The organism is Aporhodopirellula aestuarii (assembly GCF_023701485.1).
Lineage (GTDB): Bacteria > Planctomycetota > Planctomycetia > Pirellulales > Pirellulaceae > Rhodopirellula > Rhodopirellula aestuarii.
This window is the reverse complement of sequence record NZ_JAMQBK010000038.1, coordinates 12,806-34,203: the sequence shown is the minus strand read 5'-3', so window position 1 is coordinate 34,203 and position 21,398 is coordinate 12,806. Positions and strand designations below refer to the sequence as shown.

The 21,398-nt window shown below is 56.4% G+C and carries 15 protein-coding genes; 11 read left to right on the top strand and 4 right to left on the bottom strand.

From position 1 onward, the window contains the following. Positions 1 to 45: 45 nt before the first annotated feature. The gene (locus NB063_RS14315) at positions 46 to 213 is read right to left on the bottom strand and encodes a hypothetical protein (protein WP_250929419.1); all 168 of its coding nucleotides are present in this window, start codon (positions 211 to 213) and stop codon (positions 46 to 48) included. Between the two features lie 273 nt (positions 214 to 486). Here NB063_RS14315 and NB063_RS14310 point away from each other — a divergent pair, with 273 nt between their 5' ends. The 5 genes from NB063_RS14310 to NB063_RS14290 all read left to right on the top strand — a co-directional run bounded on the left by NB063_RS14310 (position 487) and on the right by NB063_RS14290 (position 9,525). Next, positions 487 to 1,995 carry a Gfo/Idh/MocA family protein gene (locus tag NB063_RS14310; protein WP_250929418.1) on the top strand — a complete coding sequence of 503 codons (1,509 nt, stop codon included), beginning with the start codon at positions 487 to 489 and terminating at the stop codon, positions 1,993 to 1,995. 420 nt (positions 1,996 to 2,415) lie between these two features. Further along, positions 2,416 to 2,949, top strand: coding sequence for a sigma-70 family RNA polymerase sigma factor (locus NB063_RS14305; RefSeq protein WP_322975208.1), 534 nt, complete (start codon positions 2,416 to 2,418; stop codon positions 2,947 to 2,949). Further along, positions 2,946 to 4,778, top strand: a complete 1,833-nt coding sequence (locus NB063_RS14300) for a LamG domain-containing protein (protein ID WP_250929416.1) — start codon at positions 2,946 to 2,948, stop codon at positions 4,776 to 4,778. Before NB063_RS14305 ends, NB063_RS14300 begins: the two co-directional genes overlap by 4 nt. A gap of 174 nt (positions 4,779 to 4,952) precedes the next feature. Then, entirely contained in the window at positions 4,953 to 8,096 is a 3,144-nt protein-coding gene (locus NB063_RS14295) for a PSD1 and planctomycete cytochrome C domain-containing protein (protein WP_250929415.1), read from the top strand. Positions 8,097 to 8,100: 4 nt separating this feature from the next. Further along, positions 8,101 to 9,525: a DUF1501 domain-containing protein gene (locus NB063_RS14290; RefSeq protein ID WP_250929414.1), complete on the top strand. Its 1,425-nt coding sequence runs from the start codon at positions 8,101 to 8,103 to the stop codon at positions 9,523 to 9,525. A 15-nt stretch (positions 9,526 to 9,540) separates the two neighbouring features. Here NB063_RS14290 and NB063_RS14285 read toward each other — a convergent pair whose 3' ends face one another. Then, positions 9,541 to 10,482, bottom strand: coding sequence for a hypothetical protein (locus tag NB063_RS14285; RefSeq protein WP_250929413.1), 942 nt, complete (start codon positions 10,480 to 10,482; stop codon positions 9,541 to 9,543). A gap of 225 nt (positions 10,483 to 10,707) precedes the next feature. Here NB063_RS14285 and NB063_RS14280 point away from each other — a divergent pair, with 225 nt between their 5' ends. The 3 genes from NB063_RS14280 (at position 10,708) to NB063_RS14270 (ending at position 16,333) form a co-directional block, all read left to right on the top strand. Continuing rightward, a complete protein-coding gene (locus tag NB063_RS14280) occupies positions 10,708 to 11,481 on the top strand; it encodes an RsmE family RNA methyltransferase (RefSeq protein ID WP_250929412.1) in 774 nt (257 codons plus the stop codon). A gap of 142 nt (positions 11,482 to 11,623) precedes the next feature. Beyond that, positions 11,624 to 12,949, top strand: coding sequence for an ATP-binding protein (locus NB063_RS14275; RefSeq protein ID WP_250929411.1), 1,326 nt, complete (start codon positions 11,624 to 11,626; stop codon positions 12,947 to 12,949). Positions 12,950 to 13,045: 96 nt separating this feature from the next. Beyond that, on the top strand, positions 13,046 to 16,333 hold the full coding sequence (locus NB063_RS14270; RefSeq protein ID WP_250929410.1) for a protein kinase domain-containing protein: 3,288 nt from the start codon (positions 13,046 to 13,048) through the stop codon (positions 16,331 to 16,333). Between the two features lie 95 nt (positions 16,334 to 16,428). Here NB063_RS14270 and NB063_RS14265 read toward each other — a convergent pair whose 3' ends face one another. Together NB063_RS14265 and NB063_RS14260 are read right to left on the bottom strand one after the other, a co-directional pair. Continuing rightward, on the bottom strand, positions 16,429 to 17,433 hold the full coding sequence (locus tag NB063_RS14265) for a hypothetical protein (protein ID WP_250929409.1): 1,005 nt from the start codon (positions 17,431 to 17,433) through the stop codon (positions 16,429 to 16,431). A gap of 34 nt (positions 17,434 to 17,467) precedes the next feature. Continuing rightward, positions 17,468 to 18,088 carry a hypothetical protein gene (locus tag NB063_RS14260; protein WP_250929408.1) on the bottom strand — a complete coding sequence of 207 codons (621 nt, stop codon included), beginning with the start codon at positions 18,086 to 18,088 and terminating at the stop codon, positions 17,468 to 17,470. A 157-nt stretch (positions 18,089 to 18,245) separates the two neighbouring features. Between NB063_RS14260 and NB063_RS14255 the strand changes: the two genes are divergently transcribed. The 3 genes from NB063_RS14255 (at position 18,246) to flgN (ending at position 21,256) form a co-directional block, all read left to right on the top strand. Beyond that, complete coding sequence (locus NB063_RS14255; protein WP_250929444.1) at positions 18,246 to 19,202, top strand: nicotinate-nucleotide diphosphorylase; 957 nt, start codon at positions 18,246 to 18,248, stop codon at positions 19,200 to 19,202. 48 nt (positions 19,203 to 19,250) lie between these two features. Further along, the gene (locus NB063_RS14250; RefSeq protein WP_250929407.1) at positions 19,251 to 20,738 is read left to right on the top strand and encodes an undecaprenyl-phosphate glucose phosphotransferase; all 1,488 of its coding nucleotides are present in this window, start codon (positions 19,251 to 19,253) and stop codon (positions 20,736 to 20,738) included. Positions 20,739 to 20,812: 74 nt separating this feature from the next. Further along, the gene (flgN, locus tag NB063_RS14245) at positions 20,813 to 21,256 is read left to right on the top strand and encodes a flagellar export chaperone FlgN (RefSeq protein ID WP_250929406.1); all 444 of its coding nucleotides are present in this window, start codon (positions 20,813 to 20,815) and stop codon (positions 21,254 to 21,256) included. Positions 21,257 to 21,398 lie beyond the last annotated feature (142 nt).

Below are 21,398 nucleotides of genomic sequence, written 5' to 3'. Positions count from 1 at the left end.
AGTTAAAAAAAGGGACGCCCATTGGACGCGGGAAATGGCAGGTGACTATTCGTTCATGTAGGCTTCGTACTCTTCGTTAGCGATGCGCAACTTCTCGGCTTCTTCGGCGGAGAGTTGGTCAGTGTCGACGACCGATGACGCGGGTTCGCCGCAGCCATTAACGGTCAAAAAAAGGGCCAGGAATGCAATTAAGAGCGTGCTTTGCTTCAACACAGGGTGTCAGCCTTTCAGGAGGGTTGGAGTTGCAAGGGTAGCCGTAAAGCCTTCATTTGGCTTTTGATGGCGTTCGAATTTCCCTTGCGGGATGGGTAACGGGTTGTTAGATTTGTGGTCGTGCTATCGAACCAAGAACAAATCCCTATACGCGCTTCATTTTTTGCACTGAAATCAGAAGTTTTTGCGAAATGATCTGACCGCAACGGTCTGGTTGTCACCCGCAAGAATCGCAAGTCGTGAATGCGTGCCCCCTTATTCCAGTTCGAAGCCATGAAAACGATTAACCAACTACCGATCTATCAAATCGCGCCGCCTCGTATTGCCCGCCGTTCTTTCTTAGGTGGGCTCGCCGCCGGCATCGCATCCACGTCGCTGACCGGACGCTTACACGCGGCGTCGCCTAATGGAGAAGTCCGTGTTGCCGTGCTCGGCGCAGGTGGCAAAGGGAGTCAGTTGGCTTCCTATCTCGATAAAACACGCGGCGCCAAAGTCGTGATGGTCGCTGACCCCGATTCGGGGCGTGCCGAATCGACTGCGGCGCCTTATCACGCGAAGGCCGTGGTGGATCTGCGCGAGGCGATCGATTCGCCTGATGTGGATGCTGTCCTGATTGCGACTTGTGATCATTGGCATTGCCTTGCGGCGATTTGGGCCATTGAAGCCGGCAAAGACGTTTACGTTGAAAAGCCGCTCGCTCACAATCAGTGGGAAGGGCGTCAAGTTGTTGAGGCGGCGGCGAAGCACGGTCGCATCGTCCAGCTCGGTACCCAACAACGCAGCGATCCGATGCAGGCCCAGATTCGCGAGTTCTTGCACTCCGAAAAGACACTCGGCGAAATTCATTACGTTCAAGCCAATCGATTAGGATTGCGTGGTCCGATCGGCAAACGATCCGAGCCGTTGGCGTTTCCCAAAGGTATCGACCGCGACCTGTGGTTCGGTCCCGCTGCCGTCGAGCCGCTGTATCGCAATCAGTTGCATTACGATTGGCATTGGGATTGGAACACCGGCACCGGCGAGATGGGCAATTGGGGTGTTCACATTCTCGACGATGTTCGCAATGTGGCCTACCAAGACACGCAAGACTTGCCTGATCGCATTACCGTCGGTGGCGGACGTGTCGGGTGGGATGACGCGGGGCAAACGCCGAACGTTCATTTCGCATTGCTCGAAACGAAAACGTTTCCGACGATGATCGCCCTGAGCAATCTTCCTGTTGAGCCCAAGCAGAAAGGTGCTTGGAAGGTTTCCAGCGCATCGGCGGCAGACCAGTGGCCCCAGAACGCGCCGGGCAGTGGCTACGTTGTCGTCTGTGAAGGCGGTTTCTATCTGGGGCAACGCGGCAGTGGCCAGGCTGTCGATCGCGACGGCAAAGTGATCCGCAAGTTCCATGAGAATACGGACATGATCGCCGAGCACCTTCAGAACTTCATCGACGCCGTTCAAACGCGTGACGCGTCGATTTTGAAAGCACCCATTGAGAACGGTCACTTTAGTACCGGATGGTGTAACCTGTCCAACGTTGCCTTCCGTGCCGGAGAGTCGTTCTCGCAGGAGCAGTTAATGTCACAAACGGACTTTGCACCGTGGAGTCAGATGGTGGACAGCATGACGTCGTGTTTGACGAAGTACGGCATCGACCCGCAGACACTGAAGTCCTGTCCGACGTTGGTTCATGACACGGCGAGTGAGCGGTTTGTGGGCGACAACTCGGATGCGGCGAACCAATTCCTCCGTCGTGAGTACCGAAGTGGTTACGAGGTCAAAGCGATTTCGTAGGTTTGTTTGCTCAGGCGATTTGTGCCCGGTCATCTCGAGCTGCGGACGCGTTCGACGCTCGCGGATCGGGGTGGTACGTGGCGTCGAGCGATGAGTCACTGAGTTTCCAGATCTGGATCGGGATTCCGGCAACGCTCAGGCATTTCGCGGTATGCTCGCCCCTCCGCGGTGGCGTGGCATGCGGTGCTCGCCCCCTAAAAGGGCCCCCGGGAAACGAGAATTCCTAGAAAAGTCGGAAAAGTCGCGCGAAACATACCGGTCTGGCGGGGAATGCTAGGGAGAAGTTGTAGGTGATGTGTTTCGAGTGATCGTGTTCCCGGCTGAATTTTGTCGCCCAATCGCAGAGCGGTCACTCGCCCCCCCCCGCCGAACGTCGGATCGGGCTGCAACGAAATGTAATGAAGACATCCACTGGCCAAGGTGAATCCTGTTAGCGAAGAAAAATCACAAGAGGAATTCGTTGGCCTATTGGCTTCGATTACGACTCAATTGATGTCGTACATTCGTATCTTGGCTTTCAATAACCGCGACGACACCGAAGAGGTGTTCCAGCGCACCTGTCTGGTCCTCTGGCAGAAGTTCGACCAGTATGACCGCGAGGGAAATTTTGCCGCGTGGGCCTGCCGGATGGCTTACTTCGAAGTGCTTAAACATCGCGAGGCGCGGCGCAAGATCAAATTGTTAAGCGATTCTGCGGTGGAGTCGCTAGCCGATGCCGCCTTTCCGATCTCGGAACAGTGGAGCGGTCGTCGACAGGCTCTCTCAGAATGTGTCGAGGCTCTTGAGGAGGACCAAGCAGAACTTATCAAGCTCCGATACTTCGAAGGGACGGATGTCAAGGAAATTGCGCAGTCGAATGACCGATCAATTCACTCGGTCTATCGTGAACTCAGTCGGGTTCACGGGGTGTTAATGCGTTGTGTCGAAATGAGATTGTTGGAGAGCACATCATGACTCTCGATTCCAATGAACGGTTTGAACTCAGGCGGTTGATCATCGCGGCTCAAGACGGTGAGCTCACCGATGGCGACCGCGAGCGACTCGAAGCATTCGTGTTATCACCAGGCGGTGCCGATGAAGCTGCCGCGATGCTGGATCAATTGTCCGCGCTGGAGGATTCGACGACATTCAACATGCGAGTCGGAAGTCGCGTTGAAGCGGGGGCGCATGACCGTGTGTTTGGACCCCAGGCAAGTGATGCGGCCAAGTCCGGTAAGCAAGTCGCCCGGCCCGAGGGATCCGCGACCAGTTGGCGAGGCATTTCCTTGTGGCTGATCGCAACGGGGGCGGCGATTCTCATTCTTTCGCACGTTTCGATCGGTGTGCTCTCGTGGTCGTTTGCGCAGCGGAAGATGGCTTCGGTTGCCCGGACGACTGAGTTGCCAGATCAAATCGTTGGTGCGAAGCCGGTTGAAGCTCCCGAGAGTGCGACGTCTTATCTCGTTTCAACGACGGCATGCGTTTGGTTTCCATCGAGATCGTCAACGCCGAAGGTGGGACAATCCATGCGATCGGGCGAAACGATCAGTCTCATTGAAGGTATCGCGGAACTCGGTTTCGGGCCGTCTGGCAACGATCGTGTTCGAATCGAAGGTCCCGCCAACGCATTCATCCGACCCGACGGCGTGCTTTCGTTGCAGTCGGGAGCGCTGGTTGCGGATGTCGCCGACGGCAGTCCGCAGCACTTTGTGATCGAAACAGCAATGGGGCCGGTGCTCGCCGCCAACGGAACGTCGATGGGCATCGTGATGAATCTCGAGTCGATGGATTTGCATGTGTTTAAAGGCCGCGTCACGGTCGATGCGGGAACCGATCAAGCACAGGGTTCTTTGATTGAATTATCCGAGGGCGAAGCCGTGCGTTTCACGATGGACTCGGACGGTGAGATGGAAATCATCTTTCATGACGCGTCGGCAAGCAAATTCGCGTCGGCACGAAGCATGGGGTTTGATCCTTTGAAAATCTCAGCTGCGTATGTCAACACGATCCTTGAGGCCGATCCGGTAATCTACTGGCGATTTGAAAAGTCGGTCGCCGGTGCACCTCGACGTATCGAAAATCTAGGCAGCCTGAGTGATTTCGATGCCGTGGTGAACGGCGATGTACGTTGGCGGCAGTACGCGTCGAACCGGGTTGCCGAGTTTGGTCTTTCGGATGTTCCTTCTGTGATCACGTCCGAACGCCAGTGGCCGACAAAGAAGCTAGAAGAGTACACGATCGAGCTTTGGATCAAGCCGACATGCTTCCACCACGGTTCGATATTTTGTCTTACCCAGCCGAACCCTAATAAAAACAACGGACATGACCACGGGATGATCTTTGAAGTGGGCGCTCGACACTGGTCGACGCTACAACACCTCGATCCGAACCGGGTAAGGTTTGTCCATCGTGCTCCCGTGTCAAACGATTACAAGACGGGCACGTCGTTGTTGTCGCGTGATGTCTATAAGCCTCGTACCTGGCAACACTGGGCGGTGCGCAAGAAGGGAGAAGTTCTCAGCATGTTGGTCGATGGTGAGGTCGTTGATGTGGGCGAAGACCCGAATGATCTGAGCCCGGATCTGAACGTGGTGATTGGACAGTTGTATCCTGACCTGAGCCATCGTCCGTTCATTGGCCAGCTCGACGAGGTCGCAGTCTATGAGCGAGCCCTATCGGATACGGAAATTCAATCGCACTACCGCGCTGTAAAGGCTCCGGCCCATACGGATGCCAAACCAAACGATTTCGCGCGGGTGCCCGTTTTGCAATCTGGATCGACCCTGATCTCAAATCATCTATAGGCTGGTATCAGCGGGTGTAAGTCTATGCATTTGAATTTGTCGAAACGTATGAAAATTGGCTGAAACGCCGCGCGCAGATTGCAGCATTTTCGTGTAGGGTTTAGCTTGGATCGCAAGCTTCCACCCTCCTTCGAAACAACGCGTTCGCTCTCCGCGAGTGCGTCCTGCCTGCCTATGAATCGATTTCTTCTCGTTGTCGCGTTTGCCATTGCGCCTTCGCTGAGTCAGAACGCATCCGCCGAACGGGTCGAGTTCAATCGCGATATCCGTCCAATCTTGAGCGATAACTGTTTCTATTGTCACGGTTTTGATGAGGCGCATCGTGAAGCCGGGTTAAGGCTCGACACGTTTGAGGGGGCGACTGAGTCGGATGCGATTGTGCCTTGTGATCCGGACGAGTCCGAACTGATGCGTCGGATTCTTAGCGATGATCCCGATGAGGTGATGCCCCCGCCGGATTCGGAGAGATCGTTATCGACTCAACAGCGAGAACTCGTTTCCCGCTGGATCGAACAAGGAGCCGAATACCAAGAACATTGGGCGTGGACACCGTTGCAGCGTCCACAGGTTCCGGGGGCGACGCCGAGTTCCCCTTCGGACGCTGTTGACGCGTTTCTCGAGCAAGGATGGGCTAAAAATGGATTAGCGCCGGCGTCCGATGCTTCGCCGCGTGAATTGCTGCGTCGATTGAGTTTTGATTTGCGGGGATTGCCGCCGACAGCTGATGAGGTCTCGCGTTTCGAAGCCGACGCGAGCGTGGAACATTTGCTGCGGTTTCGAGAGACATGGATGTCGGAACTGTCGTTTGCCGAGCACCAAGCGGTCCGGTGGCTGGACCTCGTCCGGTGGGCAGACACCAGCGGATTCGTCAGCGACGAGCCGATCGCATCGGGGGCTTACCGAAGCTGGGTGATCAACGCGATTCGTGACAACATGCCGTTCGACGAGTTTTCCATCTCGCAACTCGCCGGTGATCTCCTGCCAAATCCAACCGACGGTGACTTGATTGCGTCAGGGTACAACCGAATCGTGAACACGAATTGCGAAGCGGGGGCGATCGAAGCCGAGCAGCTTTATAAGCTCAAAGGTGAACACGTGCGTGCCTTCGGTACCGTCTGGATGGGGTTAACAACAGGCTGCGCCGAATGTCACGATCACAAGTTCGATCCAATTCTGGCAAAGGACTACTACCGCCTTGCGGCGTTCTTTGACGATCTTGTCGAAGCCGGAGTTTACACGCCGGGCGATCGACGCGAACCGCTGCACTACGTCTACGAAATCTCGCCGCGATCAGAAGAAGACAGGCGACTGGCCAGCAAGATCGAAACGCTTCAAAAGAGAATTTCGCAAAAGTCTGTCGACGATTTGTCCACCTGGGAAGACGACGTGCTGGGGCGGCTCAACGACGAGACTTCGCGCAGAGACTTCGTTTGGATTCCGTCGGAACTCCCAGCCATGAGAGTTTTGGAAGGGAGTTTCGAATTCGCGACCATTGACGAGCGGTGTCTGCGAGAAACGACTACGGACAACGGTGCTTTTCGACGTCATCACGCTGCCGAGCTCATGACCGGCTACATCAATCACGGCAGCTTCAAGACGGACGCCGAAAAGGATGGGTGGTACGTGGACGTATGGCTGGACAAAGCGAACCGCCCGGAGATGTTGGGGATCCAACTTTCCCATGGCGACTACGGACGATTGGGTTGGAAGACGGCGAATTACGAAACGTACTACTGGGGTGATGACACCTCGGGTGTCCTGCAGTCACCGCAGTCGTGGAGCGATCCGGCACGTGTGAAAAGAATCGGGGATTTACCGACCGAGAACGGATGGGTGCGTTTGCGGGTGCCGTTTAGTGAACGCATCCCGGCGGTGAGCGGTCAGGATTTTGAGGCCGTCGGAATGGCTTGGTTGCAGACGGGGGGCCGTGTCCTGTGGGGTGATAGCGGTTTGGAGTTGCGAAGCGATAAGGCCACCGAGCTCGAACTCGGCGAGACGGCCATTCGAAAGTGGTGGGAGCGGCCGATGAATCGGCAAGTCTACGAGCGACGGTTAAAATACGTCGCCGCCGCGTTGAAATCGAAGCCCGTCAGTCGCGACGATTTGCAAAATGAGATGATCCAAGACGTCTATCGCGAATCTACACAACCCAAACGCATGGAGAATCTGCGACGACTTGAGTCTCGTTTGTGGCAACTGCGATCGCGAGCGATGCCGGTATTGGTGTCGCAGCAGGGGGAAACCAAGAAGATGACGCGATTGCTCAACCGCGGTGACTACCAAGATGAAACCGGGCCGCTTGTTTCGTCGGCCACGCCTGAATTTTTGGGAATCCCAATCACCACTGAAGAACCGAGTCGACTGGATCTCGCGAAGTGGTTGTTTGATGAACGCAATCCGCTGACGGCTCGTGTGTATGTGAACCGCCTTTGGCATCAGTTTTTTGGACGCGGGATCAGCAAAACCCTCGACGATTCCGGAACTCAAGGCGAGTGGCCATCCAACGTGGCGTTGCTCGATTGGCTCGCGTGTGAATTTCGCGATAGCGGTTGGGATCGAAATCACATGATCCGATTGTTGACCTCGACGCGTGCCTATCGGCTCAGCTCCAAACCGACCGAGCAACAGACGAAGATCGATCCCGAGAATCGTATGCAAGCGCGGCAATCTCGATTTCGACTGCCGGCGGAAAGCATTCGCGACGCGGCTCTCAAAACGGCCGGTTTATTGGAGATGCATCCCAACGTTCCAACGCATAGTTTTTATCCGTATCAGCCGGGACAATACTGGACAACGTCAGACAAAGTCATGTTCGGAAGTCGGCACTTGGATTGGACAACGAGTCGCGAACAGTCGCAGTACTCCCGAAGTCTCTACACGTTTTGGAAACGCCAGAACATCCATCCGACGATGTTGGCGTTTGACGCGCCCACTCGCCAAGAATGCACGGCCCAGCGGAATATTACGAACACTCCCGGCCAAGCGTTGGCGTTACTAAACGATCCGATCTTTGTCGAAGCCGCGCGAGTGTTTGCATCGCAAGTAGTCGAGAGTGGCGAGTCGAGTGACGATGCCAAACTTGATCATGCGTTCGAGGCGGCACTCCAGCGTTCAGCGAATGACGAGGAAAAACGCGTGTTGCGTCAATTGCTGGATCGACAACGTCAGCACTATCGTAGGCATCTCGATGATGCGGCGTCGTTGATTTCGATCGGGCAAGCTCCATTAGTCGAGGACATGGAACCGGCGGAGCTCGCGGCGTGGACAACGGTCACGCGAGTCATTTTGAACCTCCACGAATTCTTGAATCGATCGTAACGTGATGAGTAAGCCATTGATGACTCGAACACCGAACATGAACTCGATGTTGGACGTGACACGCCGTCACTTCTTTTCGCGAGCCGCTACTGGGATCGGTGCCGCTGCTCTGGCGAGTGTCTTGGATCGCGAGAACGCGGATGCCGCTCAGCATTCGTTTCCAAATCATCCGCCGAAAGCGAAGCGTGTGATCTATTTGTACATGTCGGGAGGTCCGAGTCAGTTCGAGACCTTCGACGACAAACCCATGTTACGTGAGCTCAACGGAAAACCGATTCCCAAATCGCTGACTGCCGGAGTGAAACTCGCGTTTTTGCAATACGAGGCGTTAAAGTGTTTTGGAACCGACGTCGGTTTTAAGAAGTGCGGCGAGTCAGGCCAGTCCATTTCAGACACGCTTCCCCATCTGCAAGAGGTGGCTGACGATCTGTGCGTGGTGCGAACGCTGCAAACCGATCAGGTCAATCATGATCCCGCGCACACGTTCATGAATACTGGTTTCGCGATCGCCGGACGTCCCAGTATGGGATCGTGGCTGTCATATGGACTCGGCTCGGAGGCGGCGGATTTGCCTGATTTCGTCGTGATGCGGAGTGGTCCGTCTGGCCAGCCGATTCCGACAACGGCTTGGCACAACGGTTTCTTGCCGGGGAAGCATCAAGGTGTTGAGTTCTACGGCAGCGAACAGCCGCTGAACTATCTCACGTCCCCCGCCGGTATTGATCGGACGACCCAAAACCACACGATTGAGTCGATCGAGGCTCTCAATCGGATGCATTACGAAGCGTCTATCGATGAAGAGGTTTTGACTCGAATCGATCAATACGAACTCGCGTTTCAAATGCAAACGAGTGTTCCTGAGCTGGCGAATTTTTCGTCGGAGACAGAAGCGATTCGAGAGCTATACGGCGTCGGTGAAAAGCCCGACGGAAGTTTTGCGTCAAACTGTTTGATGGCACGTCGGATGGCCGAGGGCGGTGTGCGTTTTATCCAGTTGTATCACACCGGATGGGACCATCACGGCGGTGTGGTGAAAGGAGTCGCGGCGAGGGCGAAAGAAGTCGACCAGGGGTGCGCGGCATTGATTCGCGATTTAAAGCAACGTGGAATGCTCGACGACACGCTGGTGATTTGGGGTGGCGAGTTCGGACGCACGCCCATGTCGCAAGGTGGTAGTGGTCGCGATCACCACACCAAGAGTGGAGCGTTGTGGATGGCGGGGGGCGGTGTTGCCGCGGGGACGAGTTATGGGGAAACGGATGATTTTGGCTTTTCAGCCGCAGTCGATCCGTTTCATGTTCACGACTTCCACGCGACCGTGCTGCATTTGCTGGGAATCAATCACAAACGCTTGACGTATCGGCATCAAGGTTTCGACTTCCGATTGACCAACGTGCACGGCAACGTGATTGACAAGATTGTCGCGTAAGAGCATGACGTTGCATTAGGCAGCTCGCGAAGTCGCGTCATGTTTCGTTTCGGCGTGGTTGAAGAGCGGAGCGGATAAGTCCGCGCTGGTGATTTGCCGAATGCCGGTGATTTGCCCGTGAACCAGTGCGGCATGCACGAGCGCGCCGAGTCGACGTATTGATCCGCGGCTGGAGTCGGCGAGCTGGGTGACGGCGGAGACGGTAAAGACGGGACGCAATCCGCCGGCGTGGTGGATGGCGACATTGACGCACCGACGCAGTTCGCTGGCGTGAGGTCGCGAGAGATGGTGGTGCGGCAATTTTGATCGGATTGCCAGCTCAAGTGACGCAATGCCGCTGGTTGCCTGACGCTTGCGAGGGATGATGAGCAGGATGTGTAGGTTGCGAAGTTGAGCTGCTCGGGCGGCCTGCCATCCCGCCATCACGGCGAGTCGATTTTGTGCCGATTGCGTCTGCGTCGCAGGTGAGTCTGCGACGTGGATCAACCATAGCGTTTTGACTCGGCTAGGTGTTTGGATATCGCCCGCAATCGTTGCGAGATCGGACGTGAGTTGATCGAGCGATTCGTTGTTCCACTCTATCGCTGCAGTCTCAAGGGCGGTCTCGCCTAGACCGGATGTTGATGCGATCTGTCGCAGCCACGTGGTCGTGCCGGCGCCGGAGGATGTGGTCAGAACGGCGAGTGACCCTGAACCTTTGACGACGTTCTGCAACCACGAGCATGCAGACGCGTGTGAGCTCGTGCGAAAATAGAAGTCGGTGATTTCGTGTGGTTGATCGAGTGTGCGTTCGGGAGCAAACGGGCAGCCGATCAGCCCCCAGTGTTGCAGGACCTCGGGTGACAACGGCTGCACGTTGGTCGATGGCGTCGAGTGGTAGGCGTCATCAATGATCTCACCGGCGGTCGCGGGTTGCTTTTGAGGTTGGGGCGAGACAAAGCGTGGGGAATAGTTCACTGGCGATGGCCTCATGTTTTCGTAATGCCGAAACTTTGCGATCTCGGCGGTAGACCGTTTGGTCCTAGATCGACCATCCGACGACGGGCACTGCGAGGCAAGCGTTCGAGCCGTTAAACTTTGCCCGATGCAACGCATCTGCGGTCTTGCGCTCGAGTGCCGGATAATCCGGTCATTCAGTATTCGGGTCCGCTTCGAACTTCAGTCCAATTGAGTCTTTTCCCGATGACGCGACGATATTTTACCCCTGACCTGATGACTCAGCAGCCGTTGGTGGAGTTGCCGCCCGACGAGGCCGCCCACGCCGCTCGGGTGATGCGTGTACGTGTCGACGATACGATCGAAGTTTTTGACGGAAAGGGCAATCAAGCTACCGCAACGGTCACCTCGGTCGACAAACGTCAATGTATCTGTCGCTGTGAAACTCCCCAATTCGTGGATCGTGAACCCAGTGACACGTTGGAACTCGCGATTGCGATTCCCAAGCCCGACCGGGCAAAAGAAATGATTGAACGGTTGACCGAACTTGGCGTTACCCGCATCCAACCATTGGTATTCGAACGCACGCAGCGGCCGTCGACGGATTCATTGATCGAAAAGCTCGAACGGATCGTGATCGAAGCGTGTAAACAATCCGGTCGCAATCATTTGATGAAGATTTCACCGGTGATGAAGTTTGGTAAATGGATCGCGGCGCAAAAATCTGCAAACTCGACCCAATTGGAATCATCCGGACAATCGGACGGTCTTCCACCTCGATGGACATTCCGATGGGTCGCGATGCCGGGTGGTCAGTCCGTCAATGAAATCGTCGGCGAATCTGTAAAGGCGGGCGATCCGATCTCGGTGCAGTGCGTGATCGGACCGGAGGGTGGACTGACCGATGATGAACTCGCCCGCTGCCGGGATATCGGGATCGCGGCGATTGATCTGGGTAAGCGGATTCTGCGAGTCGAAACGGCGGCTTGCGTCATTGCCGCGCGATTTTTGCGAGATTAGCCCTCGACAGGCTCGATCGATCGTGTGCTTCAAATTGTGAGCTACGTTTGCGTGGGAGAACATCCGTCAGCATGTTGTCGGCGGGATCCCCCATTCCCCACGTGACCACTTTGTTAGCCACTTTTGGACGAGACGAAGACCGATGACCGCATTGATGACCGATACCCATAGCTTCGAATCATCGGCGCTTGGCGGATTGTTGACAGACGACACGTTTTGGCCTGCGGAGCCTCGTAGTCTTAACGAGCTCGGGTTGTCGATCACGTTTATCGAAGCGTTGTTGATCAAGACCATTCATCAGACCGGAACCATCAGCGGGCGAAACGTGGCCGCTCGGTTGGGGCTGCCCTTTCGCATCGTCGAGCCGATCGTTGACGCGTTGCGTGTTCGCAAATTCGTTGCCCACGTTCGTCCGGCGGCATTCAACGATTACTACTATTCGCTCACCGAATCCGGGCAAAAACGGGCCCAGCAACATTTTGCACAGTGCAGTTATGTTGGTCCCGCCCCGGTCCCGCTCTCGGATTACACACTCAGCGTCGAGGCTCAAGCGGCGGGGGTCGAGCCGATCGATCGCGACCAATTGCGTAGTTCGTTGTCGCGTATTTCCTATCAAGACGAATTGCTCGATCAACTCGGACCGGCCATCAATAGCAATACCGGTTTGTTTTTGTTCGGACCTCCCGGCAACGGCAAAACAACCATCGCACGTAGTTTGACGCGATGTCTCGGCCAGGAAATCTGGATCCCGCACGCGATCCTCGACGACGGCAATCTGATCAAGCTCAAAGATGATGCCTTTCACCGGGAAGCTCCTGTTCCCGAGGGTGACGGCAGCATGCTTAATTCACAAGAATGGGATAAACGCTGGATTCGAATCCAACGCCCCAGCGTGGTCGTCGGCGGCGAGTTGGTCATGGAAAACCTCGAAGTGAGGCATGACTCGCGTTCAAACATGTGCGAAGCGCCGTTGCAAATGAAAAGCAACTGTGGCTGCTTGTTGATCGATGACTTCGGTCGCCAACGAATCGCTCCTGAAGAATTACTCAACCGCTGGATCGTTCCCCTTGAAAACCGGTGTGATTATCTGACACTTCCAACCGGAAAGAAGATTCAAATTCCGTTTGAGCAACTGATCATTTTCTCGACCAATCTCAATCCCGATGACTTGGTCGACGAAGCGTTCTTACGCCGCGTTCCTTATAAGATTTTCGTTGACGATCCGTCGCCAGCGGAATTTCGAATTCTGATGAAGAGCGTCGCCGCGCAGATGGGGTTCCCTGAAACACCCGAAGCGTCAGAACACCTGCTCGCGTTTTACAAGGAAACGCAGCGGCCGCCGCGTCGTTGTCACCCACGCGATTTGTTGACGCAAGTCGCCAATTTCTGCCGCTATCGTCAGTTGCCTTTGACGTTGCGTCCTGAATATCTCGATCAAGCTTGCAAGAACTATTTTAGCGCTTTGTAGGTCATCTGGATCACGTTTTGAAACGTTCCATCGTTATTTCTTCGCCTCACCTTTCCACGTTCACTTGTCCACTTTCTTGTTACCCAACTTGGTCTCATGACTGTTCAAAGCATTCGCAAAATTGCGCCCGGGTATGAGCCGATTGCTGGCTACACGCTTGAGCAGAAGATCGGCGAAGGCGGATTCGGCGAAGTGTGGCGTGCCAATGCGCCCGGTGGACTGAAGAAGGCGGTCAAGTTCGTTTTTGGTGCCACTCATGCAAACCGTGGGTCGCGGGAACTGAAGTCGCTCGAGCGAATCAAGGGCGTGCATCACCCGTTTTTGTTGACTCTCGAACGGTTCGGCGTCGTCGATGATCAGTTGGTGATTGTGACGGAGTTGGCGGACGGGTCGCTCGAAGATGTTTTGAAACGTCACATCGATCGCGGCTCGTGCGGGATTCCACGTGCGGCGCTATTGTCGTATCTGCACGATGCCGCCGACGCGCTTGACTACCTCCACAAGAGTTACCAACTGCAGCACCTCGACGTGAAGCCGGGCAACCTGTTGATGGTCGGTGGCCACGTGAAAGTCGGTGACTTCGGTTTGTTGAAGGACCTTCGCGAAGCCGACAATTCGATCGTTGGCGGTTTGACGCCGATTTATGCGCCGCCAGAAGTGTTCGACGGTCGTCCGAACATGAACAGCGACCAGTATTCTCTTGCGGTGATGTACCAGGAGTTGCTCACGGGAACTCGCCCATTTTCGGGGCGAACGATCGCACAGCTCGCGACGCAGCACGTCCATGCGGCGCCGAATTTGGATCCGCTGCCGCCAGCGGATCGTGTTGCGGTCGCTCGGGCACTCGAGAAGGATCCGGATCGCCGATTCGAAAGCTGTCAGGAATTCGTTGACGCGCTCAAGACGCCTCGACAACGACAAGACACCACCGTGCAACGCGTCACCACCGGGACGCTTGGCGCGAACGCGTCCGTCGAAGACTTGCCAAGTTTGAACGCCGACAGCGCTTTTTTGCACAGTCGCGTGACCGGGCATGCGTTGCTGGTCGCGGTCGGAGGAGTGGGGGCAGAATGTTTGCACGAATTACGCGGACGCGTTGCGACTTTGCATTCAGCGTGTCCGCTCGATTTGCACTCCGTCTTGATCGATACGGACATGCACACGATCCATGCGGCACGTCTGACGGAGGCGTCTGATCGGATTCCACCGGCGACGATATTGCACACGCCGCTTCGTTCCGCCGCCGATTATCGAGGGCGGCCGACCGAACATTTGCGAAACGTTTCGCGGCGCTGGATCTATAACGTTCCCCGCAGTGGAGCGACTGAGGGCATGCGTCCTCTGGGGCGTCTCGCGATGGTCGACCATGCGGAAAAGATCGACGCGGGATTGCGCGAAGCGATCGATCACCTTGCCGCCGTTTGCGGCGAACGGGTGCCATCGGTTTATGTGGTGGGATCCATTTCGGGTGGAACGGCAAGCGGGATGATTTTGGATATTGCTCCGCGGTTGCGAACCCTACTCGATGAAGCCGGATTGGAGCATGCTCCGGTATTGCCGCTGTTGTCGTCGGTTTGCATGAAAGGGAACCCGCACCAATCCGTTTCGCTGCATGATACCCACGCGGCGATCTCCGAAATTCGGCACTACTTGACCCCCGGCAATAGCTACCCGGGTGATGACGGCGTGAAGTGGCCCGGCGTTCCTGCTGTCCGCAATCCACTTCGCGATGCTTATTTGATTCTCGATGGTGATCAGGCAACACCCGATTCGCCGTCGGCCTCAGCGACGATCGTTGACTATTTGTGGGCCGACGCAACCGGCGCGGGTGAATTGCTCGCGTCGGCACGCAAATGCGTGGAGTCCGATAACAGCGTGATGTCCAAACCGATGATTCGCAGCGTTGGCGTTTCACGACTTAAATGCGTCCGCGCTCTTGAAGAAAACCTGCTCGCCCCGGCCGCGGCACGGCACCTGTTGCTCCGTTGGCTCGGCCGACCCGCAGAATCCCGCGAGATTGCTGGACCGTTGGCAGAGCGACTGCGCAAGCGATGTGATATCGATCCACAATTGATGATCGATCAGATTCGTAATCTGTTCGGCGAAGATGACGCGGCGATCAGTGACCGTTTGTCAGCCTTGTTGGTTCCGCTCAGCGATGAGGCGATCGGGCAGAGTGAAACGATCGAAATGTTGATCCTCGGCAGTCTTGACGATGCCGATGTCGCGGCACAGTTGCAACGCCGGGTGGCCGCCCAAATTGTTTCGTTGCGGCGGGAACTGATCGTCCGCTTGCAAGATGGTCGTATCGACGTCACAAGTGCGGTCCAAGCGATCGAAAGATTGATTGCCGAAAGCAAAGAAGTCGCACGTTCAATGGCAGAAGAATCCGCCAGCGCACCGACGGATCTTGATTTGCAAGGTTCGGCGAGCAGCGATGCGATGGTCAACCGGCTCGAAGCGGCTGAACGCATGGCGCTGGGCCGATTGACGGCGATCACGCAGCAACTGACGAGTCAGTCTTACATGCGGCTCGCCAAACAACTCGAAGCGATTCATGTTCAGCTTTCCGAGGCTGCCATCGGGATCGCTCGGGCAATTCGGTGCGTTCCCGGTGATAACCGTGATACGGAAAACCCGTGGACCGAGATGCCACAGGAAATTCAGGTGCGGTTCACCCAGGTGCTTGATCACTTGCACAAAGATTCGGCCGCACGTTGGTTGATTACACCGATCCGAGACCCCAACGCGTCCTGGGACGCCAAGGAGATGGCGACAGGGCTCGTCGCGCTTTGTTTGCCGATGGTCGAAGACATCATTGACCAACATCGTCGCTCGACGGAGTCAACCGGATCGACGACGCAAAATGACGTCTCAACCAAAACCGGCGGAATAGCCAACGCCACCGTGGACCTGGGCGGCGCGAATCTAACGCAGCGAGAATCTGGCAATACCGTCTCGGGTACCGCCGTGACGGCTCACTACATGACACCAACAACTCGTCCCCCAGCAACCGGGATTATGGAAACGCAAGCGTTCACGCCGACTGGTTGTCAACGCAATCGATGGAACGAGCAGACCACGATCGAATCGGCACTGAAAGTAGCCGTTCCAGGCTTGCTGCAATGTGGTGGCCGGCAACGCTTGCTGCTTCTCGTCGGCAGCGATGGCGAGCGAGATCGGTTGGAGCCGAAAGTCGCCGCGGCTCACCAAGGATCTTTGACCACGGTGGTTATCCCCGGGATCACGCCGGTACTCGTTCACGAAGCACAGCAAATTCCGGTCGACGAAGTGATCGAGCGGTTCGAAACGTTGACAGGCGGAAACACGCAAGTCAGCAAGCGGTTGCATGCCCGCACGGATGTGCATTGGAACAAGGTCTGATTTGTTTCGGCTTTCGGTCAATTTGGAACGCGACAATCGCCTGCGCGATGCATTTCTGGTGAAATCCGCCACGCTATTGAAATGACCGCGATCGTTTATTCGTAGCGAATGCCCCGCAGCGGCGGTCCGGTGGGAACCGAGGCGGTGTAGTCCGTCGGAGTGCCTGCGGTCGTGGTGACGGGGCTCGCCCAAGCGGACGTGCCGGCGGTTGGATAACTTGAGACGCCCATCCCAGCTGCGGCGGGAGCGCCGGCGAGCTGCATGAGGTCGACACGGTTTCTCGTTGCCGGCATGGCAAAAAGTTGCGGATCGCCGGACAGCAATTGATTGATGCTGTACGTCGCGACGCTGAGTTGCATCGCCAACGGAGGTCCGGTCGAAGGAAACAGTTCGATTTTGACTTGATGCGGCAGGACCGTGTTCACTTCGCTGAAGTATTCGTGTTCGCTAGCAAAACTCTTGGCGACGAGACGTTGGTCCGGTGAATACAAAAACAGGTGTGTGATGTATCCCGCTGAGGGCTCGATAAAGCAAACGCGTTGATACGTTCCCGCCGCACTCGGAACCGCCGTCCGGACTTCGATGAGACCGTCGGTGCGAGTGACCGGGCCGGAGATGACCGTATTGGGATCGAGGCGGGCCAGACCGATCGCTTCCATCAACCAGCTCGGATCGACCGGCAAGATCGCGCGGTCGAGATTTCGTGAATATTGTTCGTGAGTGGCGTGATAAAGCGTCTGGGTCATGCCTTCGGGGACTTCGAACCAGAACTCATTTGCGTTGCTGCCCAGATCGATGCCGCTGCCCATGATGATCGGCACGCTCGCCTTAAGGCGGAAATTGCGGTCGCGTTGCAGGTGCATCGTCGCCGAGAGTTTTGGCACGGCGGACATGCTGAGCACGTCCACGGACGCCGAATTGGTTGATAGTTCGCGGATCGCGTCGGAGCGGTTGATCGCGGCGGCGAGTGCCTGAATGTCGGGAATTTCTTGAAATACGACGGGCGGTGGTGGCGTGTTGGAGACCGTGACGGTCCGCGCACAGCCGGCGCAGAGAATCAATCCCAGCGCGACGATCATGCTGTTGCGTGCGTCATGCATAGCGAAAACGGGCTCCCATGCCACTGCTTATGTTCTATTCCACTTCGTGATACATCAATTCGACGAGTTGCTCTTGTAGACTTTCTGCTTCGCCCGCGGCAATGTCACATACCTCGATCGTGAGAATCGAGCCATCGATGGTGGATTCGAGTCGAAGGAGGTCCTTAGGGGAGGGGGCTTTCGCCGCAACGGGGGCGTTTTCGAGGTCTCCCGCCGTTTCGAGTTCATCCCCGTCCGAAGGCTCGATCGCCTCTGATGCGGCAGCGTCCGGTTCGACCGCGTCGTCATTCGTTTCGCTTTGGATCAACGACGAGGATTCGTAGGGTTTGAGACTGCGTTTGCGCAGCAGCGTGAGGGCCAAAAGGTAACGCATCTTCGCTTGAGCGGGCTGGTCGGCCATCGACCGGAGTAACTCGATCAGAACTTCGGGAGGAGCGAGTCCGCGTTTCTTTTCTTCGGGCAACGGCACGCGGTTTTTCCAATGTCCGATGCATCCCTCTGGCGGTCCGGTCCAAGCGTCGGCGGCGATGTCGACGCGATGGAATTCTTCGTCGCCTTCGGTGACAACGGAATAGTAGTATTCGCCTGGCTCGAGAGGTCGGTTACTGACGCTACAGCGACGAGTGGTTCGACCAATTTTGTATTCGCCTATCATGTCACGTCCAAACGCACGGGTAGCAGGAAGACCGCAGCGGGCCTGCTACATTATTACCAAATCTCTCTCTCCCAACGAAAGATAGACGTTGAACGCCGAAAACCAACCCGAAAAAAGCACTCTCGCTGACGTTCGCCACGACTACACACCCGTGGAAATGAACGATTTGCTCGAAAACGATCTCCGGCAACTCGTGCGACTGGCAATCGCTGAGGACCTCGATGTGGCGGTGGACTGGACGACGGTGGCGATGATTGACGCGGAACGTCGGGGGGCCTGTCAAATTGTTTCACGTGCTCACGGAATTGCCGCGGGAGTCGCGTTGGTGCCGTGGATTATCGACGAATTTGATGCCGATTTGGACGTCGAAGTGCTCGTCGGAGAGAGCGAAACGTTTTCTCCTGGAACGCCTCTGGTGCGGCTGTCCGGATCCGCTCGCGATCTCTTGACGTCCGAACGCGTGACTTTGAATCTGCTCTCAAGGCTATGCGGCATCGCCACGATGACGCGGCGGTACGTTGACCTGATCGAAGGTACATCCGCGAGGCTGTATGACACGCGGAAGACAACTCCGGGGATGCGGCGATTGGAAAAGTACGCGGTCCGCTGTGGCGGCGGGCACAATCATCGGACGGGATTGTTCGATGGGTTCTTGATCAAGGACAATCACCTCGCGCTGGGACGTTCGGCTCAAGCGGGTGGCGAAAACACGGCCGACAAAAGTTCGAACCGCGAGGGCGCGGCGGATCGTTTGTCAGCGGCGGAAGCGGCTCGGCGAGCGGTGGCGATGCGGGGCGGATTGATGAACCAACTGGTCGCTCCGTCGATCGTTGAAATCGAGGTCGACGGCCTGGATCAGTTCGAGGAGGTGTTGCGGACAGGCATTGATATCATCTTGCTGGACAACTTTTCATTAGACGATTTACGCACCGCGGTGGCGGCCCGAGATGACGCGGGGGTGTCGGTGGAGCTCGAAGCATCGGGAAACATCAATATCGATACCATCGCTAAGGTCGCTGCGACCGGTGTGGACCGAATCAGCAGCGGAGCTTTGACGCACCAAGCCACCTCGCTCGATTTGGGAATGGATTGGACGGGGGGTTTTGCGACCTAGGCTTCAGCAGTCTGTAACGTTTTCACGCTCGCATTGCTTCTGCTCCTTATGCCTTCGACTCCTTCGGTCACCTCAACGCTCGTTCAATCGGGCGGCCCGCGTCCGTCCGCTTCGATCCTCGGAGAGCGTCACTGGTTCGAATTCTTGCAACCGCTTCTAGATGCTGCGTCGATCATGGCGTCGCTGATCGTGGTGAAAATATTTGCCCGCGGTTACGTCGATGAAGCAGCGTGGGCGATGGGCTTGCTCGCGATCATCGCGTTCTTTCTAAGCAGCAAACTCACGGGGCTCCAACGTCCCGATCGCCAGATCACCGTTGACGGCGAAATCATCAGCATCATGACGACGTGGGCGATGACCGTCTGTGTGCTGGCGGTGACCGCGTTCGCGACCCGCTACGGAGAACAGTTCGCGCGGAGTGTGATGTTCGCTTGGATTCTGACCAGCCCGGCGTTGATCGGTCTAACGCGAATGTGTTTGCGGATCCTGCAGGTTGGCTTGCTGCGGCGAGGAATCGGATCCCGCCGAGTCGCCATCGCCGGATGGAATCAGCTCGGCCATCAAACGAGATTGAACGTCGAACGCGAACCCTCGCTCGGTTTGCAGTTTGCTGGATTTTATGATGACCGCAACTCCGAACGTTTGATCGCGGATTTGGACGACGATGCGGACTCGATTGGCAACGACGAAACTGCGGATCAGTTGCTGCGTGGCAATTTGGCGGATCTCGTCGAGGCCGCGAGAACCGGCGACGTCGAAACGGTGCTGATCACCCTGCCGATGCGAGCGGAAAAACGCATCCGATCGCTGCTCGATGAACTCAGCGATTCCACAGCATCGGTTTACATCGTTCCTGATTTCTTTGTCTTTGAACTGATGCACTCTCGCTGGACCCAAGTTGGTGGTTTGCCGGCGGTGAGTGTTTTTGAAAACCCGTTGTTCGGAATTGATGGAGCGGTCAAACGGGTTGCCGATTTAACTCTGGCGATTTCCGGTTTGATCGTGATTTCGATTCCATTGTGCATGATCGCGTTGGCGGTGAAGCTCAGTTCGCCAGGACCGGTGTTCTTTCGCCAGCGACGTTATGGGCTCGATGGACAGGAAATTCGCGTCTGGAAATTCCGCTCGATGCGTGTTTGCGACGACGGTCCGGTCGTGAAACAAGCGACCGCTAACGATCCACGGATCACTCGAGTCGGTGCTATCTTGCGTCGGACGAGCTTGGACGAATTGCCCCAACTGTTCAATGTAATCGAAGGCACGATGAGTCTCGTCGGGCCGCGTCCGCACGCGAGTGCCCACAATGAGCAATACCGCGGTCTGATCCGAGGGTACATGATGCGGCACAAAGTCAAACCAGGCATCACCGGGTTGGCCCAAGTCAGTGGGTGTCGCGGTGAGACCGAAACCCTCGACAAAATGCAAAAACGCGTCGAATACGATCACCAATACATCCGCACGTGGTCCTTGCTGTTGGACCTGCGGATTCTCGCCCGTACGATGCTTGTTTTCTGGAAACAACCCGAAGCGTATTGAGGTTGCAGGCTCGCAAAGGGTATCCTTCGTTGAGCACCCTTACCGCGAATCCATACGTCCGACGAGTTTTCCCGATGCCAACAATTGCAGAGTTAGAGCAAACGATCGAGACTCGACACCAGCAATTGACGCAGTTGCTCGACTTGACGACGCAGCAGGAAGCGTCGATCGAGGAGGGGCACATGAACGAATTGATGCGGTTGCTCGGGGTGAAGCAGCGTCTGATCGAACAGTTCGTCAAGCTTTCGAACCAGCTCAAAGAAGACTATGACGGCTTTGCGACGAAGCCTCAGGTGTCCGATGCCCATCGCGAACTCAATGCCGCGTGCAACACGATGCACCAGCAGTTGCTCGCTCGCGAAGCGAAGTGTCAGGAAGCGTTGACCGCCAACCGCGACGAACTCGGCGAGACGCTAGCACGTGGCGAAGGAGCCCGCCGCGCCGCCGCCGGATACGGACGCGTGGGCAACATGCCACGACCGCAGGGCGGCGGTTTGGATCTCTCCAGCGACGCGTGACGCTGTTTGCGTTTCAGTGAAAACAGATGGTCGGGTAGTGCTTCGTCTAGCCTGAACTTGTGGGTTGCCTGAACCGGAGGGCTCGCGCCCCTGCCGCTAAATTTGAAATCCCGCCGTAATTAAATCGGCGTCCCGAGAGACC

What these genes read in the sequence shown, in the direction of transcription:
- NB063_RS14310 (WP_250929418.1), top strand. Translation starts at nt 487, where the DNA reads ATGAAAACGATTAACCAACTACCGATCTATCAAATCGCGCCGCCTCGT.
- NB063_RS14300 (WP_250929416.1), top strand. Translation starts at nt 2,946, where the DNA reads ATGACTCTCGATTCCAATGAACGGTTTGAACTCAGGCGGTTGATCATC.
- NB063_RS14295 (WP_250929415.1), top strand. Translation starts at nt 4,953, where the DNA reads ATGAATCGATTTCTTCTCGTTGTCGCGTTTGCCATTGCGCCTTCGCTG.
- NB063_RS14290 (WP_250929414.1), top strand. Translation starts at nt 8,101, where the DNA reads ATGAGTAAGCCATTGATGACTCGAACACCGAACATGAACTCGATGTTG.
- NB063_RS14280 (WP_250929412.1), top strand. Translation starts at nt 10,708, where the DNA reads ATGACGCGACGATATTTTACCCCTGACCTGATGACTCAGCAGCCGTTG.
- NB063_RS14275 (WP_250929411.1), top strand. Translation starts at nt 11,624, where the DNA reads ATGACCGCATTGATGACCGATACCCATAGCTTCGAATCATCGGCGCTT.
- NB063_RS14270 (WP_250929410.1), top strand. Translation starts at nt 13,046, where the DNA reads ATGACTGTTCAAAGCATTCGCAAAATTGCGCCCGGGTATGAGCCGATT.
- NB063_RS14265 (WP_250929409.1), bottom strand. Translation starts at nt 17,433, where the DNA reads ATGCATGACGCACGCAACAGCATGATCGTCGCGCTGGGATTGATTCTC.
- NB063_RS14260 (WP_250929408.1), bottom strand. Translation starts at nt 18,088, where the DNA reads ATGATAGGCGAATACAAAATTGGTCGAACCACTCGTCGCTGTAGCGTC.
- NB063_RS14255 (WP_250929444.1), top strand. Translation starts at nt 18,246, where the DNA reads ATGAACGATTTGCTCGAAAACGATCTCCGGCAACTCGTGCGACTGGCA.
- NB063_RS14250 (WP_250929407.1), top strand. Translation starts at nt 19,251, where the DNA reads ATGCCTTCGACTCCTTCGGTCACCTCAACGCTCGTTCAATCGGGCGGC.
- flgN (WP_250929406.1), top strand. Translation starts at nt 20,813, where the DNA reads ATGCCAACAATTGCAGAGTTAGAGCAAACGATCGAGACTCGACACCAG.